Annotated in this window: 9 protein-coding genes, 16 tRNA genes, 3 rRNA genes and 1 pseudogene; 26 read left to right on the forward strand and 3 right to left on the reverse strand. The window is 45.4% G+C overall.

Features of this window, described 5'->3' with window-relative positions; translation table 11 throughout:
- The first annotated feature begins 47 nt into the window (after positions 1-47).
- Together MHH41_RS04300 and MHH41_RS04305 are read left to right on the forward strand one after the other, a co-directional pair.
- Positions 48-1049 carry an ABC transporter permease gene (locus tag MHH41_RS04300; RefSeq protein ID WP_003217874.1) on the forward strand — a complete coding sequence of 334 codons (1002 nt, stop codon included), beginning with the start codon at positions 48-50 and terminating at the stop codon, positions 1047-1049.
- A 17-nt stretch (positions 1050-1066) separates the two neighbouring features.
- Positions 1067-1963 (forward strand): ABC transporter permease, encoded by an 897-nt coding sequence (locus MHH41_RS04305; protein ID WP_251191515.1) that lies wholly within the window; start codon positions 1067-1069, stop codon positions 1961-1963.
- Between the two features lie 34 nt (positions 1964-1997).
- Here MHH41_RS04305 and MHH41_RS04310 read toward each other — a convergent pair whose 3' ends face one another.
- Positions 1998-3071: an FUSC family protein gene (locus MHH41_RS04310; protein ID WP_050944721.1), complete on the reverse strand. Its 1074-nt coding sequence runs from the start codon at positions 3069-3071 to the stop codon at positions 1998-2000.
- 246 nt (positions 3072-3317) lie between these two features.
- On the reverse strand, positions 3318-4613 hold the full coding sequence (locus MHH41_RS04315) for a glutamate-1-semialdehyde 2,1-aminomutase (RefSeq protein ID WP_106030265.1): 1296 nt from the start codon (positions 4611-4613) through the stop codon (positions 3318-3320).
- A 128-nt stretch (positions 4614-4741) separates the two neighbouring features.
- Here MHH41_RS04315 and bcp point away from each other — a divergent pair, with 128 nt between their 5' ends.
- The gene (gene bcp, locus MHH41_RS04320; RefSeq protein ID WP_113386881.1) at positions 4742-5209 is read left to right on the forward strand and encodes a thioredoxin-dependent thiol peroxidase; all 468 of its coding nucleotides are present in this window, start codon (positions 4742-4744) and stop codon (positions 5207-5209) included.
- Positions 5210-5366: 157 nt separating this feature from the next.
- Positions 5367-5804: a peroxide-responsive transcriptional repressor PerR gene (perR, locus tag MHH41_RS04325; RefSeq protein WP_003217782.1), complete on the forward strand. Its 438-nt coding sequence runs from the start codon at positions 5367-5369 to the stop codon at positions 5802-5804.
- A gap of 34 nt (positions 5805-5838) precedes the next feature.
- Here the strand turns inward: perR and MHH41_RS04330 are convergent, their stop codons facing one another.
- Positions 5839-6186: a YgzB family protein gene (locus MHH41_RS04330; RefSeq protein ID WP_003217804.1), complete on the reverse strand. Its 348-nt coding sequence runs from the start codon at positions 6184-6186 to the stop codon at positions 5839-5841.
- A gap of 190 nt (positions 6187-6376) precedes the next feature.
- On the opposite strand from MHH41_RS04330, the gene MHH41_RS04335 reads away from it, so the two are divergent.
- The 22 genes and pseudogenes from MHH41_RS04335 to MHH41_RS04440 all read left to right on the forward strand — a co-directional run bounded on the left by MHH41_RS04335 (position 6377) and on the right by MHH41_RS04440 (position 15033).
- Entirely contained in the window at positions 6377-7255 is an 879-nt protein-coding gene (locus tag MHH41_RS04335; RefSeq protein WP_003217861.1) for a nucleotidyltransferase-like protein, read from the forward strand.
- A 273-nt stretch (positions 7256-7528) separates the two neighbouring features.
- Positions 7529-9077: ribosomal RNA gene (locus tag MHH41_RS04340) — 16S ribosomal RNA — on the forward strand.
- A gap of 182 nt (positions 9078-9259) precedes the next feature.
- Positions 9260-12190, forward strand: a 23S ribosomal RNA gene (locus tag MHH41_RS04345).
- Between the two features lie 109 nt (positions 12191-12299).
- Positions 12300-12415, forward strand: a 5S ribosomal RNA gene (gene rrf / locus MHH41_RS04350).
- Together the 16S, 23S and 5S rRNA genes with 16 tRNA genes alongside form the textbook arrangement of a ribosomal RNA operon.
- A gap of 9 nt (positions 12416-12424) precedes the next feature.
- A tRNA-Asn gene (locus tag MHH41_RS04355) sits at positions 12425-12499 on the forward strand.
- A 4-nt stretch (positions 12500-12503) separates the two neighbouring features.
- Positions 12504-12594 (forward strand) — tRNA-Ser (locus MHH41_RS04360).
- An 18-nt stretch (positions 12595-12612) separates the two neighbouring features.
- Positions 12613-12687: transfer RNA gene (locus MHH41_RS04365), tRNA-Glu, on the forward strand.
- Between the two features lie 32 nt (positions 12688-12719).
- Positions 12720-12795 (forward strand) — tRNA-Val (locus tag MHH41_RS04370).
- A gap of 15 nt (positions 12796-12810) precedes the next feature.
- Positions 12811-12887: transfer RNA gene (locus MHH41_RS04375), tRNA-Met, on the forward strand.
- A gap of 4 nt (positions 12888-12891) precedes the next feature.
- Positions 12892-12968: transfer RNA gene (locus tag MHH41_RS04380), tRNA-Asp, on the forward strand.
- 18 nt (positions 12969-12986) lie between these two features.
- Positions 12987-13062, forward strand: a tRNA-Phe gene (locus MHH41_RS04385).
- Between the two features lie 6 nt (positions 13063-13068).
- Positions 13069-13141: transfer RNA gene (locus tag MHH41_RS04390), tRNA-Thr, on the forward strand.
- Positions 13142-13156: 15 nt separating this feature from the next.
- Positions 13157-13241 (forward strand) — tRNA-Tyr (locus tag MHH41_RS04395).
- A gap of 13 nt (positions 13242-13254) precedes the next feature.
- A tRNA-Trp gene (locus MHH41_RS04400) sits at positions 13255-13328 on the forward strand.
- Between the two features lie 30 nt (positions 13329-13358).
- Positions 13359-13434: transfer RNA gene (locus MHH41_RS04405), tRNA-His, on the forward strand.
- 9 nt (positions 13435-13443) lie between these two features.
- A tRNA-Gln gene (locus tag MHH41_RS04410) sits at positions 13444-13515 on the forward strand.
- Positions 13516-13522: 7 nt separating this feature from the next.
- Positions 13523-13597, forward strand: a tRNA-Gly gene (locus MHH41_RS04415).
- Positions 13598-13602: 5 nt separating this feature from the next.
- Positions 13603-13673, forward strand: a tRNA-Cys gene (locus MHH41_RS04420).
- 13 nt (positions 13674-13686) lie between these two features.
- Positions 13687-13775 (forward strand) — tRNA-Leu (locus MHH41_RS04425).
- 35 nt (positions 13776-13810) lie between these two features.
- Positions 13811-13892 (forward strand) — tRNA-Leu (locus MHH41_RS04430).
- A 148-nt stretch (positions 13893-14040) separates the two neighbouring features.
- Positions 14041-14466: pseudogene (locus tag MHH41_RS04435) on the forward strand (tyrosine-type recombinase/integrase); the annotation flags it as partial.
- A 75-nt stretch (positions 14467-14541) separates the two neighbouring features.
- Positions 14542-15033 (forward strand): GNAT family N-acetyltransferase, encoded by a 492-nt coding sequence (locus tag MHH41_RS04440; protein ID WP_253622795.1) that lies wholly within the window; start codon positions 14542-14544, stop codon positions 15031-15033.
- Positions 15034-15178: the final 145 nt, after the last annotated feature.

Below are 15178 nucleotides of genomic sequence, written 5' to 3' on the forward strand. Positions count from 1 at the left end.
ATCTTGTATCTCCCTTATTCAAACAAAGAAAAGGCGGTGAAAGCTGTTTGTTTGCTTATTGTATGAAGCGGGCAGGAATGCTCATCCCAGTATTGATCGGAATGACATTGGTCGTGTTTTCAATTATACGGTTTATTCCAGGAAACCCAGCACAGGTCATCTTAGGACAGCGGGCAACGAAAGAAGCAGTAGAACAGTTAACCATCCAGCTCGGTTTAAATCAGCCTTGGTATGTTCAATACGGACATTACATGCTGGGCCTTTTAAAAGGGGATTTAGGGACTTCGATACGAACAGGAGCGGCTATTGCCCAGGAAATGAAGCCATACTTATTTGCGACGTTAGAATTGACCTTTTTTGCCATGGTGCTGGCGATCGTTGTGGGGGTTAATGCTGGAATCATCAGTGCTTGGTTTAAACATTCTTTCTTTGATTATGTCGCGATGTTTATTGCACTCATTGGAGTGTCCATGCCGATTTTCTGGTTAGGCTTAATGGGGCAGTGGCTGTTCTCGATTGAATTAGGTATTTTACCGACAACGGGACGTGAAAACGTCAGAAATCCAGTGGAATCAATCACCTATATTCATACGCTGGACACGCTTTTGCAAGGCCGGTTTGATCAATTCACTGACAGCATCAAGCATTTGATCTTACCAAGTACAGCACTTGCTACAATCCCTGCTGCGATTATTGCAAGGATAACAAGGGCAAGTATGCTGGAAGTGCTTCATTCAGACTTTATTCGAACAGCAAAAGCAAAAGGAGTACGTTCATTTTTCATCATTTATCAGCATGGGTTGAAAAATGCGCTTATTCCGATCTTGACGATTATTGGTCTTCAGACAGGCCTCTTGCTAGGCGGGGCCATTTTAACAGAGACCATTTTTGCATGGCCGGGCATTGGGCGGTATATATATGACGCCATCAGCTATCGTGATTACCCAGTCATTCAAACTGGCATTCTCGTCGTTGCGCTCATATTTGTCCTGATCAACTTCATTGTGGATATCTTGTATGCGGTCATTGATCCAAGGATTAAATATTAGGGAGGGAGAGTGATCACATGGAAGCACAAAAAGAGCTTGAACCACCTCAACCAAAAGAAGAACGCTCTCAATCATTGATTCTTGAATCGATGAAACTGTTCTTTCAGCACAAGCTGGCGTTCATTGGCAGTGTGATTGTCTTTTTATTTCTCATTTTAGCGATATTTGCACCGCTCATTGCTCCTTTTGGAATCAATGAACAATCTCTCGGTGAGCGATTTAGTGCACCATCAGCTGCGCACTGGTTTGGTACAGATGATTTCGGCAGAGATATATTTTCAAGAGTTGTGCATGGCGCGCGGATTTCCTTATGGGTTGGTTTCTTCTCGGTTCTCGGGTCTGTCATTTTAGGCACACTGCTTGGATTGATTGCAGGCTATGGCGGAAGAGTGCTAGATGCTGTGATCTCGAGAGTGTTTGATATTTTACTCGCTTTTCCTAGTATTCTTCTGGCGATTGCGATCGTCTCTATCTTAGGCCCCTCCTTACAAAATGCCCTTATTGCCATTGCGATTATTAATGTCCCAACCTTTGGACGGCTCGTTCGTTCAAAAGTGCTGAGTATTAAACAAGAAGAATACGTGCTAGCAGCAAAGGCGGTTGGGATGTCACACCGCCGCATCGTACTGCGTCACATTCTGCCAAACAGTATGGTGCCGGTCATCGTACAAGCGACGCTTGCGATCGGAACAGCGATTATCGAAGCAGCGGCTTTAGGCTTTTTAGGATTGGGTGCACAGGCACCAAGCCCAGAGTGGGGGAAAATGCTTGCCGATGCAAGACCTTATCTCGTTCAAGCCCCTTGGACATTAATTTTCCCAGGTGTAGCGATCATGCTAACAGTTTTGGGCTTTAACCTGATGGGAGATGGGTTAAGAGACACACTGGATCCTAAAATGAAGAAAATAAAATAAGACCGATTCTTGGAATCGGCCTGGTCTTTTCTATTTATGCTTCTTTTTCATCTGTCTCAATTTCACTGTCTTTTGGGTGATACGTCTGGAAGCTTGTAATCAATGTATCTAAATGCTCTAGTTCATCACGGTATTCGATGATGCTGGACATGACATTCAGCATATTGTAATCGAGCAAGTCGTTTTCTTGGTTTTGCTGATGCTGGATAAATGATTTCGTTAACGTTTCAAGGCGAAGAGAGCATTCATTTTGAAATTCATCGTCCTGCGGCTTCATTTTACCGACGAATTTCATCAAGGTGCGCTCATGCCAATACAGTAAGTAATCAATTTCATCTGTTAAGCTTTCCTTGAAATGCTCTGGCATCAAATGAATTTCATTTTCTAATTTATGAAGCTTTTTCAGCAAGTACAGGGCACGATTCGATGTCATAATGGCCTGTCTGAACAAAACGAGCTTTCTTGATTTTACATAGGTTGTTTTCTTTAAATAGCTTCGTTCCTCTTTGTATAACAAGTAAATGTGATCTAATTTGATCATGCGTTCTTTTATTTGATCGATGTCATCCTTTAAAATGGAATGATCAGTAGACTGTCTGGAGCTCAGACGGATCCATTTTAAAATCTCCTCCGTATTTTCCATAATGTGATGAACAAGCTTTGTTTCATACTTTGGCGGCAGGAAGATTAAATTCACTAAAAATGAAGAAAGAACTCCTAACACCACAGTAGCTGTTCGAATTAAGGCAAAGGAAAGGAAATGATCCCCTGCACTTTCTAAAATCGCAATGACGGTTACAAGTGCAATTGGAATCGTGTGTTCAATCTTCAGCTTTAAATTAATGGCGATGACCATGACGGCGGTTAAACCGATAATGACTGGTCCAGTGCCAAAAAGCAGACCGAACGTAATGGCAAGTGCTGCTCCAATAATATTGGCTTGCACTTGATCAACAATCGTTAAAAAAGATCGATAAATAGATGGCTGGATAGCAAATACAGCTGCAATTCCCGCGAAGACGGGCGTTGGCAACCCAAGCCATGTTGCCAGGTAAAGCGCGAGTACAATGGCAATACCGGTTTTTAAAATACGGGCTCCAAGTTTCATTGGTTTTGTCCCTGCATTCCTTTCTTTTAGATAATAGATGATCACTCGTCATTTATTATAAATATTTTGATGAACAACTAAGTAATATACAGCGGTCTTCCGAAATATTCAAGTGATTTTTGAAAGTTCATGAAAACATCAAAAGAAGGTATTGAGAAGAAATGTAACAGATTCACACGCTTTTGACAAACAAGAGCTGATAAATAAAAAAACAGGCGCATTTTTTTACGCCTGTTTTTGACCCTATTATGATTGTTTCAACTGTTCAAACGCATGATCTACTGCTTGCAGCGTCTCAGAAATATCTTTTTCAGTATGTGCAATCGTTAAGAACCAAGCTTCATATTTAGAAGGAGCGAGGTTAATCCCTTGCGAAAGCATTAATTTAAAGAAGCGAGCGAACATTTCGCCATCCGTATTTTCAGCCTGTTCATAGTTCACAATGGTTTCTTTTGTGAAATAGACAGTGAGAGCACCTTTTAAGCGGTTCACTGTAATATCTACTTGATGTTTTTTTGCATGGGCTAAAATGCCTTCTTCTAGCATAGCGCCAAGCTGATCAAGACGCTCGTAAACACCATCTTGTTTTAACAATTCCAAGCAGGCAATACCAGAAAGAATGGATGCAGGATTTCCTGCCATCGTGCCAGCTTGATAGGCTGGTCCAAGAGGAGCAACTTGCTCCATAATTTCTTTTTTACCGCCATAAGCACCGATCGGAAGTCCGCCGCCAATGATTTTTCCTAATGCAGTGAGGTCAGGTTTTACTTGAAGCAAGTCCTGTGCGCCTCCGTACATAAAGCGGAAAGCTGTAATCACTTCATCATAGATCACAAGTGCGCCCTTTTCATGAGTGAGGTCATTGACCTGCTGCAGGAAACCGTCCATAGGCTCCACGATGCCGAAGTTCCCGACAATCGGTTCGACAAGGACAGCTGCGACTTCATCGCCCCATCGATTCAATGCTTCTTTGTAGCTGTCAATATCATTAAATGGAACGGTAATCACTTCATTGGCGATGCTCTTTGGAACGCCTGCTGAATCAGGGGTTCCTAAAGTGGATGGACCAGAGCCAGCTGCCACAAGTACAAGATCAGAGTGACCGTGATAGCATCCGGCAAACTTAATGATCTTTGTTCTGCCTGTATATGCACGTGCGACACGAATCGTTGTCATCACCGCTTCAGTACCTGAATTGACAAAGCGAACCTTGTCTAAAGCAGGCATGGCTTCCTTCAACATTTTAGCAAAAGTGACTTCGTGCTTCGTTGGCGTTCCGTAAAGGACACCTGATTCAGCCGCTTTTGTAATCGCTTTTGTAATATGAGGGTGGGCATGTCCTGTAATAATTGGGCCGTATGCTGCTAGATAATCGATATAGCGATTTCCGTCAACATCCCAAAAATAAGCGCCTTCTCCTTTTTCCATAGCCACCGGTGAACCGCCGCCTACTGCCTTATATGAACGAGACGGGCTGTTGACACCTCCAACAATATGCTCCAGCGCCTCTTGATGTAATTTTTCTGATTCTGTGAATTTCATAAATAGCCTCCTATCTCAACGTATCACGTCGTCTATCATTATTTTAACATGCCGATGCAAGCGTCCTTAGTTGAATATCCTCTCAAAATTGGATAGGCTATTAAAAAATAGGTTGGAGGGATTGTGTCATGACAATCGAAGTAGGCCAGCAAGTACCTGAAATCGAATTAACCGGTGACAACGGGGAGAAAGTAAAGCTTTCTGACTTTAAAGGAAAACATATTGTCCTTTATTTCTATCCAAAAGATATGACACCCGGCTGTACAACAGAAGCATGTGATTTCCGCGATCGCCATCAAAGCTTTGCAGAATTAGATGCTGTCATTATCGGCGTAAGCCCAGACAGTCAGGATAAGCATCAGAAGTTTAAAGAAAAACATGATTTACCGTTCTTACTTCTTGTAGACGATGAACAGAAATTGTCCGAAGCCTTTGGAGTATGGAAGCTGAAAAAGAACTTTGGCAAAGAATACATGGGCATCGAACGTTCAACGTTTCTTATTAATAAAGAAGGAATGCTTGTGAAAGAGTGGAGAAAAGTTAAGGTGAAAGACCACGTAGAAGAAGCGCTTGAGGAACTAAAATCTCACGCTTAATATCATCACAGGATAGGACCGGCAGACATGCCGGTCTTTTTTGTGAAGAAGAATAGGTGAAAAAGAGGATTGTAATTGACAAAGATTCGGCTCTGGGGGTACACTAATTATAAAGATTACAATATAAGAATATTTTTGAAGAGAGGTGCATGATGAAATGGCTGCTCACGAACTAAAAGACGCTTTAGATGCTTTAAAAGAAACCGGTGTTCGAATTACTCCGCAGCGCCATGCCATCTTGGAGTTTCTCGTAAATTCTATGACTCACCCAACCGCGGACGATATATATAAAGCACTTGAAGGGAAATTTCCAAATATGAGTGTCGCAACGGTTTACAACAATTTACGAGTCTTCCGGGAATCTGGATTAGTAAAGGAATTAACGTACGGTGATTCCTCAAGCCGATTTGATTTTGCGACATCTGACCATTACCATGCGATTTGTGAAAACTGCGGAAAAATAGTGGACTTTCATTATCCTGGCCTTGATGAAGTTGAACAGCTTGCATCCCATGTGACGGGCTTTACAGTCAGTCATCATCGCTTGGAGATCTATGGGACTTGTCAAGAATGTGCGAAAAAAGAAAATCATTAATGAAAAAGCTGACCGGTTAAATGGTCAGCTTTTTTTATGACTTTTTTCGATTGTAGGATTCATCAAACTCTTTGCCTTCTAATGCTGGATCGAGTGTAAGCGGCTCTCTGCAATGCATGCACATGTCCACCCGCCCAAGCACTTTTGTTTCCTTCTCACAGCCTGGACATACGACACGGACTGCCTTCGTAGAAAGCATACCGATCCAAAAGTAAACCACTGTACTCAATCCGATCGATAAGACGCCGAGCAGCATAAAGAAAGTCGACAGCCAAATCGATTCCTTGAAGAACACACCGATATACATGATCAGAAAGCCAACAAAAACCAAACTGAGTGCAAATGTTCTGATTTTATTAATCTTACTGGAGTATTTCGCCATCCCTAGCCCCCCTTTGTCTCCAATATAGCACATTTTACCTTTCTGTTTGAATTAGTTATAGAGTTTTGTGAATAAATTGCTTATAATGATTCAATGATCTTTTTTCTTGAATTGAAGGAATTTTGATTCTATGAGGAGAAATACATAGCATTAGAGAAGAACTTTACACCCGAGTATTGGAGGAATCACTATGGAAAATCTTCTCCGTCCTATTTATCAAGAGAGAGCAAGTCACCCAGACACATTGGCTGTGATTATAGTAGAAAGAAGACACAAGGTATCTTCTGAGACGGATAACTTTGATGCAGCACTTCTAGTCATTGTAAAAGAAGCGGAAGAGCCGTTATTTATCAAGCACTATGAATCCGATCACCAAACAGCTTCTTTAAATGTTGTCACAGATGAGCAGTTGAAGGAATGGATCACCCTTGGCACAAACCGCCGAATCATTGATTGGATTTTGAATGGGAAAGTCCTATTTGATCGAAATGAATATATTTTCAACTTAATTGATGACCTGAGTACATTCCCATTTTCAAACCGTAAACTTAAAATCGGTTTAGAATACGGCAAGCTTATTCGCAGATATATAGAAGGAAAAGCATTTTTTGAGTCAAATCAATTCCTTGATGCATATAATTCAATTGTGCATGCTCTGCATCATTTGGCACGTATTGAAGTGATCGATAAAGGTTTCCACCCAGAAGTGACAGTTTGGAATCAGGTGCGTCATATGGAACCGGAAGTATATAAACTTTATTCAGAACTCATTGAAAGCCACGAAAGCCTTCATAAACGTTTGGAACTTTTATTTTTAGCAAATGACTTTTTGATCCATTCAAAAGCAGAAATTGGCGCCGCTCATTTGCGTCATGTCATGGAACAGCAAGATATATGGCTTTTTGGAGAGCTTCTCGCGCATCCTGACCTCAAGTATTTCACGCCTGACCTTAGCGTCATGATTGATTTCTTTGTGGAAAAAGGAATTGTTCAGGTGGAGCCGATTGAGACAAAGGGGCAAAAAATCTATCATCGAGGATATTTTGTGAAAAAAGATATTGACGCCTGAATATTATGATGGTATATTATTATACGTCGCTAACGAGCAAACAAGTTGCTTTTGGAAGAAAAGCTGACAAAAAGAAATTCTAAAAAACACTTGACGCACACGGCGTCGAAATGTTATATTGAGAAAGTCGCCTCTGAGAGACGACGAAGATGATCTTTGAAAACTAAACAAGACAAAACGTACCTGTTAATTCGAGTTTTTATAAAAAATCCTATGTTATATCATAGGTAGTCAGTCAAACGCTGACGAAAAACAAAACTTCGGTTTTGTACTTTTTCGGAGAGTTTGATCCTGGCTCAGGACGAACGCTGGCGGCGTGCCTAATACATGCAAGTCGAGCGAACAGAAGGGAGCTTGCTCCCGGATGTTAGCGGCGGACGGGTGAGTAACACGTGGGTAACCTGCCTGTAAGACTGGGATAACTCCGGGAAACCGGAGCTAATACCGGATAGTTCCTTGAACCGCATGGTTCAAGGATGAAAGACGGTTTCGGCTGTCACTTACAGATGGACCCGCGGCGCATTAGCTAGTTGGTGGGGTAATGGCTCACCAAGGCGACGATGCGTAGCCGACCTGAGAGGGTGATCGGCCACACTGGGACTGAGACACGGCCCAGACTCCTACGGGAGGCAGCAGTAGGGAATCTTCCGCAATGGACGAAAGTCTGACGGAGCAACGCCGCGTGAGTGATGAAGGTTTTCGGATCGTAAAGCTCTGTTGTTAGGGAAGAACAAGTGCGAGAGTAACTGCTCGCACCTTGACGGTACCTAACCAGAAAGCCACGGCTAACTACGTGCCAGCAGCCGCGGTAATACGTAGGTGGCAAGCGTTGTCCGGAATTATTGGGCGTAAAGGGCTCGCAGGCGGTTTCTTAAGTCTGATGTGAAAGCCCCCGGCTCAACCGGGGAGGGTCATTGGAAACTGGGAAACTTGAGTGCAGAAGAGGAGAGTGGAATTCCACGTGTAGCGGTGAAATGCGTAGAGATGTGGAGGAACACCAGTGGCGAAGGCGACTCTCTGGTCTGTAACTGACGCTGAGGAGCGAAAGCGTGGGGAGCGAACAGGATTAGATACCCTGGTAGTCCACGCCGTAAACGATGAGTGCTAAGTGTTAGGGGGTTTCCGCCCCTTAGTGCTGCAGCTAACGCATTAAGCACTCCGCCTGGGGAGTACGGTCGCAAGACTGAAACTCAAAGGAATTGACGGGGGCCCGCACAAGCGGTGGAGCATGTGGTTTAATTCGAAGCAACGCGAAGAACCTTACCAGGTCTTGACATCCTCTGACAACCCTAGAGATAGGGCTTTCCCTTCGGGGACAGAGTGACAGGTGGTGCATGGTTGTCGTCAGCTCGTGTCGTGAGATGTTGGGTTAAGTCCCGCAACGAGCGCAACCCTTGATCTTAGTTGCCAGCATTTAGTTGGGCACTCTAAGGTGACTGCCGGTGACAAACCGGAGGAAGGTGGGGATGACGTCAAATCATCATGCCCCTTATGACCTGGGCTACACACGTGCTACAATGGACAGAACAAAGGGCTGCGAGACCGCAAGGTTTAGCCAATCCCATAAATCTGTTCTCAGTTCGGATCGCAGTCTGCAACTCGACTGCGTGAAGCTGGAATCGCTAGTAATCGCGGATCAGCATGCCGCGGTGAATACGTTCCCGGGCCTTGTACACACCGCCCGTCACACCACGAGAGTTTGCAACACCCGAAGTCGGTGAGGTAACCTTTATGGAGCCAGCCGCCGAAGGTGGGGCAGATGATTGGGGTGAAGTCGTAACAAGGTAGCCGTATCGGAAGGTGCGGCTGGATCACCTCCTTTCTAAGGATATATGGAGCAGTGTGCGTTTTCGTCTTGTTTAGTTTTGAAGGATCATTCCTTCAAGACATGTCTCTAGCGAGACAGGATTGTTCTTTGAAAACTAGATAACAATAAGTAATACATTCACATTGAATGCAATGCAAAGTTCATCACACATAGTGATTCTTTCTAAAGTAAGAAATGGTTAAGTTAGAAAGGGCGCACGGTGGATGCCTTGGCACTAGGAGCCGATGAAGGACGGGACGAACACCGATATGCTTCGGGGAGCTGTAAGCAAGCTTTGATCCGGAGATTTCCGAATGGGGAAACCCACTGCTCGTAATGGAGTAGTATCCATACTTGAATACATAGAGTATGAGAAGGCATACCCGGGGAACTGAAACATCTAAGTACCCGGAGGAAGAGAAAGCAAATGCGATTCCCTGAGTAGCGGCGAGCGAAACGGGAACAGCCCAAACCAAGAGGCTTGCCTCTTGGGGTTGTAGGACACTCTATACGGAGTTACAAAGGAACGATATAAGCGAAGAGGTCTGGAAAGGCCCGCCAAAGAAGGTAACAGCCCTGTAACTGAAATGTTGTTCTCTCCAGAGTGGATCCTGAGTACGGCGGAACACGTGAAATTCCGTCGGAATCCGGGAGGACCATCTCCCAAGGCTAAATACTCCCTAGTGACCGATAGTGAACCAGTACCGTGAGGGAAAGGTGAAAAGCACCCCGGAAGGGGAGTGAAATAGATCCTGAAACCGTGTGCCTACAAGTAGTCAGAGCCCGTTAAAGGGTGATGGCGTGCCTTTTGTAGAATGAACCGGCGAGTTACGATCCCGTGCAAGGTTAAGCAGAAGATGCGGAGCCGCAGCGAAAGCGAGTCTGAATAGGGCGCATGAGTACGTGGTCGTAGACCCGAAACCAGGTGATCTACCCATGTCCAGGGTGAAGTTCAGGTAACACTGAATGGAGGCCCGAACCCACGCACGTTGAAAAGTGCGGGGATGAGGTGTGGGTAGGGGTGAAATGCCAATCGAACCTGGAGATAGCTGGTTCTCTCCGAAATAGCTTTAGGGCTAGCCTCAAGGTAAGAGTCTCGGAGGTAGAGCACTGATTGGACTAGGGGCCCCTACCGGGTTACCGAATTCAGTCAAACTCCGAATGCCGATGACTTATCCTTGGGAGTCAGACTGCGAGTGATAAGATCCGTAGTCGAAAGGGAAACAGCCCAGACCGCCAGCTAAGGTCCCAAAGTATACGTTAAGTGGAAAAGGATGTGGAGTTGCTTAGACAACCAGGATGTTGGCTTAGAAGCAGCCACCATTTAAAGAGTGCGTAATAGCTCACTGGTCGAGTGACTCTGCGCCGAAAATGTACCGGGGCTAAACGTATCACCGAAGCTGCGGACTGTTCTTACGAACAGTGGTAGGAGAGCGTTCTAAGTGCTGTGAAGTCAGACCGGAAGGACTGGTGGAGCGCTTAGAAGTGAGAATGCCGGTATGAGTAGCGAAAGACGGGTGAGAATCCCGTCCACCGAATGCCTAAGGTTTCCTGAGGAAGGCTCGTCCGCTCAGGGTTAGTCGGGACCTAAGCCGAGGCCGAAAGGCGTAGGCGATGGACAACAGGTTGATATTCCTGTACCACCTCCTCACCATTTGAGCAATGGGGGGACGCAGGAGGATAGGGTAAGCGCGGTATTGGATATCCGCGTCCAAGCAGTTAGGCTGGGAAATAGGCAAATCCGTTTCCCATAAAGGCTGAGCTGTGATGGCGAGCGAAATTTAGTAGCGAAGTTCCTGATTCCACACTGCCAAGAAAAGCCTCTAGCGAGGTGAGAGGTGCCCGTACCGCAAACCGACACAGGTAGGCGAGGAGAGAATCCTAAGGTGATCGAGAGAACTCTCGTTAAGGAACTCGGCAAAATGACCCCGTAACTTCGGGAGAAGGGGTGCTTCTTAGGGTGTTAAAGCCCCGAGAAGCCGCAGTGAATAGGCCCAGGCGACTGTTTAGCAAAAACACAGGTCTCTGCGAAGCCGTAAGGCGAAGTATAGGGGCTGACGCCTGCCCGGTGCTGGAAGGTTAAGAGGAGCGCTTAGCGTAAGCGAAGGTGCGAATTGAAGCCCCAGTAAACGGCGGCCGTAACTATAACGGTCCTAAGGTAGCGAAATTCCTTGTCGGGTAAGTTCCGACCCGCACGAAAGGCGCAACGATCTGGGCACTGTCTCAACGAGAGACTCGGTGAAATTATAGTACCTGTGAAGATGCAGGTTACCCGCGACAGGACGGAAAGACCCCGTGGAGCTTTACTGCAGCCTGATATTGAATGTTGGTACAGCTTGTACAGGATAGGTAGGAGCCTTGGAAACCGGAGCGCTAGCTTCGGTGGAGGCATCGGTGGGATACTACCCTGGCTGTATTGACCTTCTAACCCGCTGCCCTTATCGGGCAGGGAGACAGTGTCAGGTGGGCAGTTTGACTGGGGCGGTCGCCTCCTAAAATGTAACGGAGGCGCCCAAAGGTTCCCTCAGAATGGTTGGAAATCATTCGCAGAGTGTAAAGGCACAAGGGAGCTTGACTGCGAGACCTACAAGTCGAGCAGGGACGAAAGTCGGGCTTAGTGATCCGGTGGTTCCGCATGGAAGGGCCATCGCTCAACGGATAAAAGCTACCCCGGGGATAACAGGCTTATCTCCCCCAAGAGTCCACATCGACGGGGAGGTTTGGCACCTCGATGTCGGCTCATCGCATCCTGGGGCTGTAGTCGGTCCCAAGGGTTGGGCTGTTCGCCCATTAAAGCGGTACGCGAGCTGGGTTCAGAACGTCGTGAGACAGTTCGGTCCCTATCCGTCGCGGGCGCAGGAAATTTGAGAGGAGCTGTCCTTAGTACGAGAGGACCGGGATGGACGCACCGCTGGTGTACCAGTTGTTCTGCCAAGGGCATCGCTGGGTAGCTATGTGCGGACGGGATAAGTGCTGAAAGCATCTAAGCATGAAGCCCCCCTCAAGATGAGATTTCCCATTCCGCAAGGAAGTAAGATCCCTGAAAGATGATCAGGTTGATAGGTCTGAGGTGGAAGCGTGGTGACACGTGGAGCTGACAGATACTAATAGATCGAGGACTTAACCTATATTCTAATGTGAAGCTTGAACATTGTTATCTAGTTTTGAGAGAACATTTTTTAAATATCTCTTGATTTATTTTCAATACATAGTATAATATCTTTTGTCACTAAATTGTCTGGTGATGATGGCGAAGAGGTCACACCCGTTCCCATACCGAACACGGAAGTTAAGCTCTTCAGCGCCGATGGTAGTTGGGGGTCTCCCCCTGTGAGAGTAGGACATCGCCAGGCTTTCTTCATTCCGCAGTAGCTCAGTGGTAGAGCTATCGGCTGTTAACCGATCGGTCGTAGGTTCGAATCCTACCTGCGGAGCCAATTTGGAGAGCTGTCCGAGTGGCCGAAGGAGCACGATTGGAAATCGTGTAGGCGGTAACCCCGTCTCAAGGGTTCGAATCCCTTGCTCTCCGCCACAAATTTACATAATAAAGGGCCCGTTGGTCAAGCGGTTAAGACACCGCCCTTTCACGGCGGTAACACGGGTTCGAATCCCGTACGGGTCACCATTTTATAGAATATACACCAGTATTTTTTATTCGGAGGATTAGCTCAGCTGGGAGAGCATCTGCCTTACAAGCAGAGGGTCGGCGGTTCGAGCCCGTCATCCTCCACCATATCTTTTATATCGTCGCGGGGTGGAGCAGTTCGGTAGCTCGTCGGGCTCATAACCCGAAGGTCGCAGGTTCAAATCCTGCCCCCGCAACCAAAATGGTCCGGTAGTTCAGTTGGTTAGAATGCCTGCCTGTCACGCAGGAGGTCGCGGGTTCGAGTCCCGTCCGGACCGCCATTTTTAAAATGAATACTTGGCTCGGTAGCTCAGTTGGTAGAGCAACGGACTGAAAATCCGTGTGTCGGCGGTTCGATTCCGTCCCGAGCCACCACTATTTGCCGGTGTAGCTCAATTGGTAGAGCAACTGACTTGTAATCAGTAGGTTGGGGGTTCAAGTCCTCTTGCCGGCACTGTTTTTCAAATGTGGAGGGGTAGCGAAGTGGCTAAACGCGGCGGACTGTAAATCCGCTCCCTCCGGGTTCGGCGGTTCGAATCCGCCCCCCTCCACCATTTTTATTTTCATAGGGGCATAGTTTAAAGGTAGAACAGAGGTCTCCAAAACCTCCGGTGTGGGTTCGATTCCTACTGCCCCTGCCAATTTTCTTAATATGATTCATAACATCTATGGCGGTTGTGGCGAAGTGGTTAACGCACCAGATTGTGGCTCTGGCACTCGTGGGTTCGATTCCCATCAATCGCCCCATTTTATTATTGGGCTATAGCCAAGCGGTAAGGCAACGGACTTTGACTCCGTCATGCGTTGGTTCGAATCCAGCTAGCCCAGTTAATGTGCGGAAGTAGTTCAGTGGTAGAACACCACCTTGCCAAGGTGGGGGTCGCGGGTTCGAATCCCGTCTTCCGCTCCAATAATGGCGGCATAGCCAAGTGGTAAGGCAGAGGTCTGCAAAACCTTTATCCCCGGTTCAAATCCGGGTGTCGCCTTTTTGAAAAGACTGCCGGGGTGGTGGAATTGGCAGACACACAGGACTTAAAATCCTGCGGTAGGTGACTACCGTGCCGGTTCAAGTCCGGCCCTCGGCACCATGTTTTTATTATAAGTTGCGCTCTTTAATAATCATGCCGGTGTGGCGGAATTGGCAGACGCGCACGACTCAAAATCGTGTTCCTCACGGAGTGCCGGTTCGACCCCGGCCACCGGTATCATGATACTGCTTGCCAATGCAGTGAAATCAACGTTTCTTACATTTCGTAAGAAGCGTTTTTTATTTGTCTTAAATACGATTCATAGAAAAATATCGTGTACATAAAATCGTGTGCGTACCCTGTCATCAAATAAGGAGGAATAAAAAAGTGGCAAAATGAATCTAAAATCCATATTAGGAATACAAAAACATATAAAGAGCGGATCGTGCCTATACAGTCAAAGATGAAAACACAATTACAGAAATACATTCAAATTCGTGGAGTAATGGTAACAGATGCTTTATTTGTCACTCTTGACGGTGAGAAAATGTCTAAAAGGCAATTCCAAAACAGGGTAACATTTTACGGTAAACAAGCCGAAATAAAAGGTGTTAGATGTTCCTGCCATACGTTTAGACATACCTTTGCAAAAGTAAGTGTAAAGAACGGTGCAGGGATATTTGAATTACAACAAATTTTAGGGCATACAAGTATGGAGATGGTAAGGGGATATGTCAATCTGTTTAGCGATGATGTAATGGATAAGCATAGAACTTTTTCACCTTTAGTTAATTTAAACGTCAGAATGTAGATGAACTTTGCAATAATTCCTATTTGATTAAATATTCACTATTTTGTATATTTATAATATTGAGGAGGGATATTTTTGGAGATAAAGTTTGCTGATTTATCGGATGCATTGGTAATACATGATTTAATGACAAAGGCATTTATGGAGTATAAAGACGCAGTACCACCATCAAGTGCTTTGGAGGAAACTGTGCAGTCCGTTTTAATTGCCTTAAAAAACGGAGAAAGGAGTTTAATTTGTTTTATTGAAAATCAGCCAGTTGGAATGGTTCGCTTTCAGATAAAAGAAGGTAGTTTATATTTTTATAGACTATCAGTAATTCCAGAAATGCAGGGTCATGGTATTGCGAAAAAATTATTAAGTTTTTTAGAAGATTTTGCAATACAAGAAGAAATAACTAATATATTTTGCAAAGTTCGTATGACAGTGAGTAAAAATATAAAATTATATATTTCGATGGGGTATTTCATCTACGATGAGGAAGTAGTACATAAGCCAAACGGTTTAAGTATAAAAGTTGTTTCTATGAAGAAAAAACTTGGTGAAAAATTATCGATTGGAGGGTGAGGTTAATGCATCTGATATGTGAAAGTGAAAAATTAGAAGATTATTTGATTGAGTTAAAATGTTCAAGCACGACTCAAAATCGTGTTCCTCGCGGAGTGCCGGTTCGACCCCGGCCACCGGTATCTATTAAAAGTTTCATCGGCGG

Origin of the sequence: Bacillus sp. FSL K6-1145 (genome assembly GCF_038003425.1) — a bacterium.
Lineage (GTDB): Bacteria > Bacillota > Bacilli > Bacillales > Bacillaceae > Bacillus > Bacillus pumilus.

What these genes read in the sequence shown, in the direction of transcription:
- MHH41_RS04305 (WP_251191515.1), top strand. Translation starts at nt 1,067, where the DNA reads ATGGAAGCACAAAAAGAGCTTGAACCACCTCAACCAAAAGAAGAACGC.
- MHH41_RS04310 (WP_050944721.1), bottom strand. Translation starts at nt 3,071, where the DNA reads ATGAAACTTGGAGCCCGTATTTTAAAAACCGGTATTGCCATTGTACTC.
- MHH41_RS04315 (WP_106030265.1), bottom strand. Translation starts at nt 4,613, where the DNA reads ATGAAATTCACAGAATCAGAAAAATTACATCAAGAGGCGCTGGAGCAT.
- bcp (WP_113386881.1), top strand. Translation starts at nt 4,742, where the DNA reads ATGACAATCGAAGTAGGCCAGCAAGTACCTGAAATCGAATTAACCGGT.
- perR (WP_003217782.1), top strand. Translation starts at nt 5,367, where the DNA reads ATGGCTGCTCACGAACTAAAAGACGCTTTAGATGCTTTAAAAGAAACC.
- MHH41_RS04330 (WP_003217804.1), bottom strand. Translation starts at nt 6,186, where the DNA reads ATGGCGAAATACTCCAGTAAGATTAATAAAATCAGAACATTTGCACTC.
- MHH41_RS04335 (WP_003217861.1), top strand. Translation starts at nt 6,377, where the DNA reads ATGGAAAATCTTCTCCGTCCTATTTATCAAGAGAGAGCAAGTCACCCA.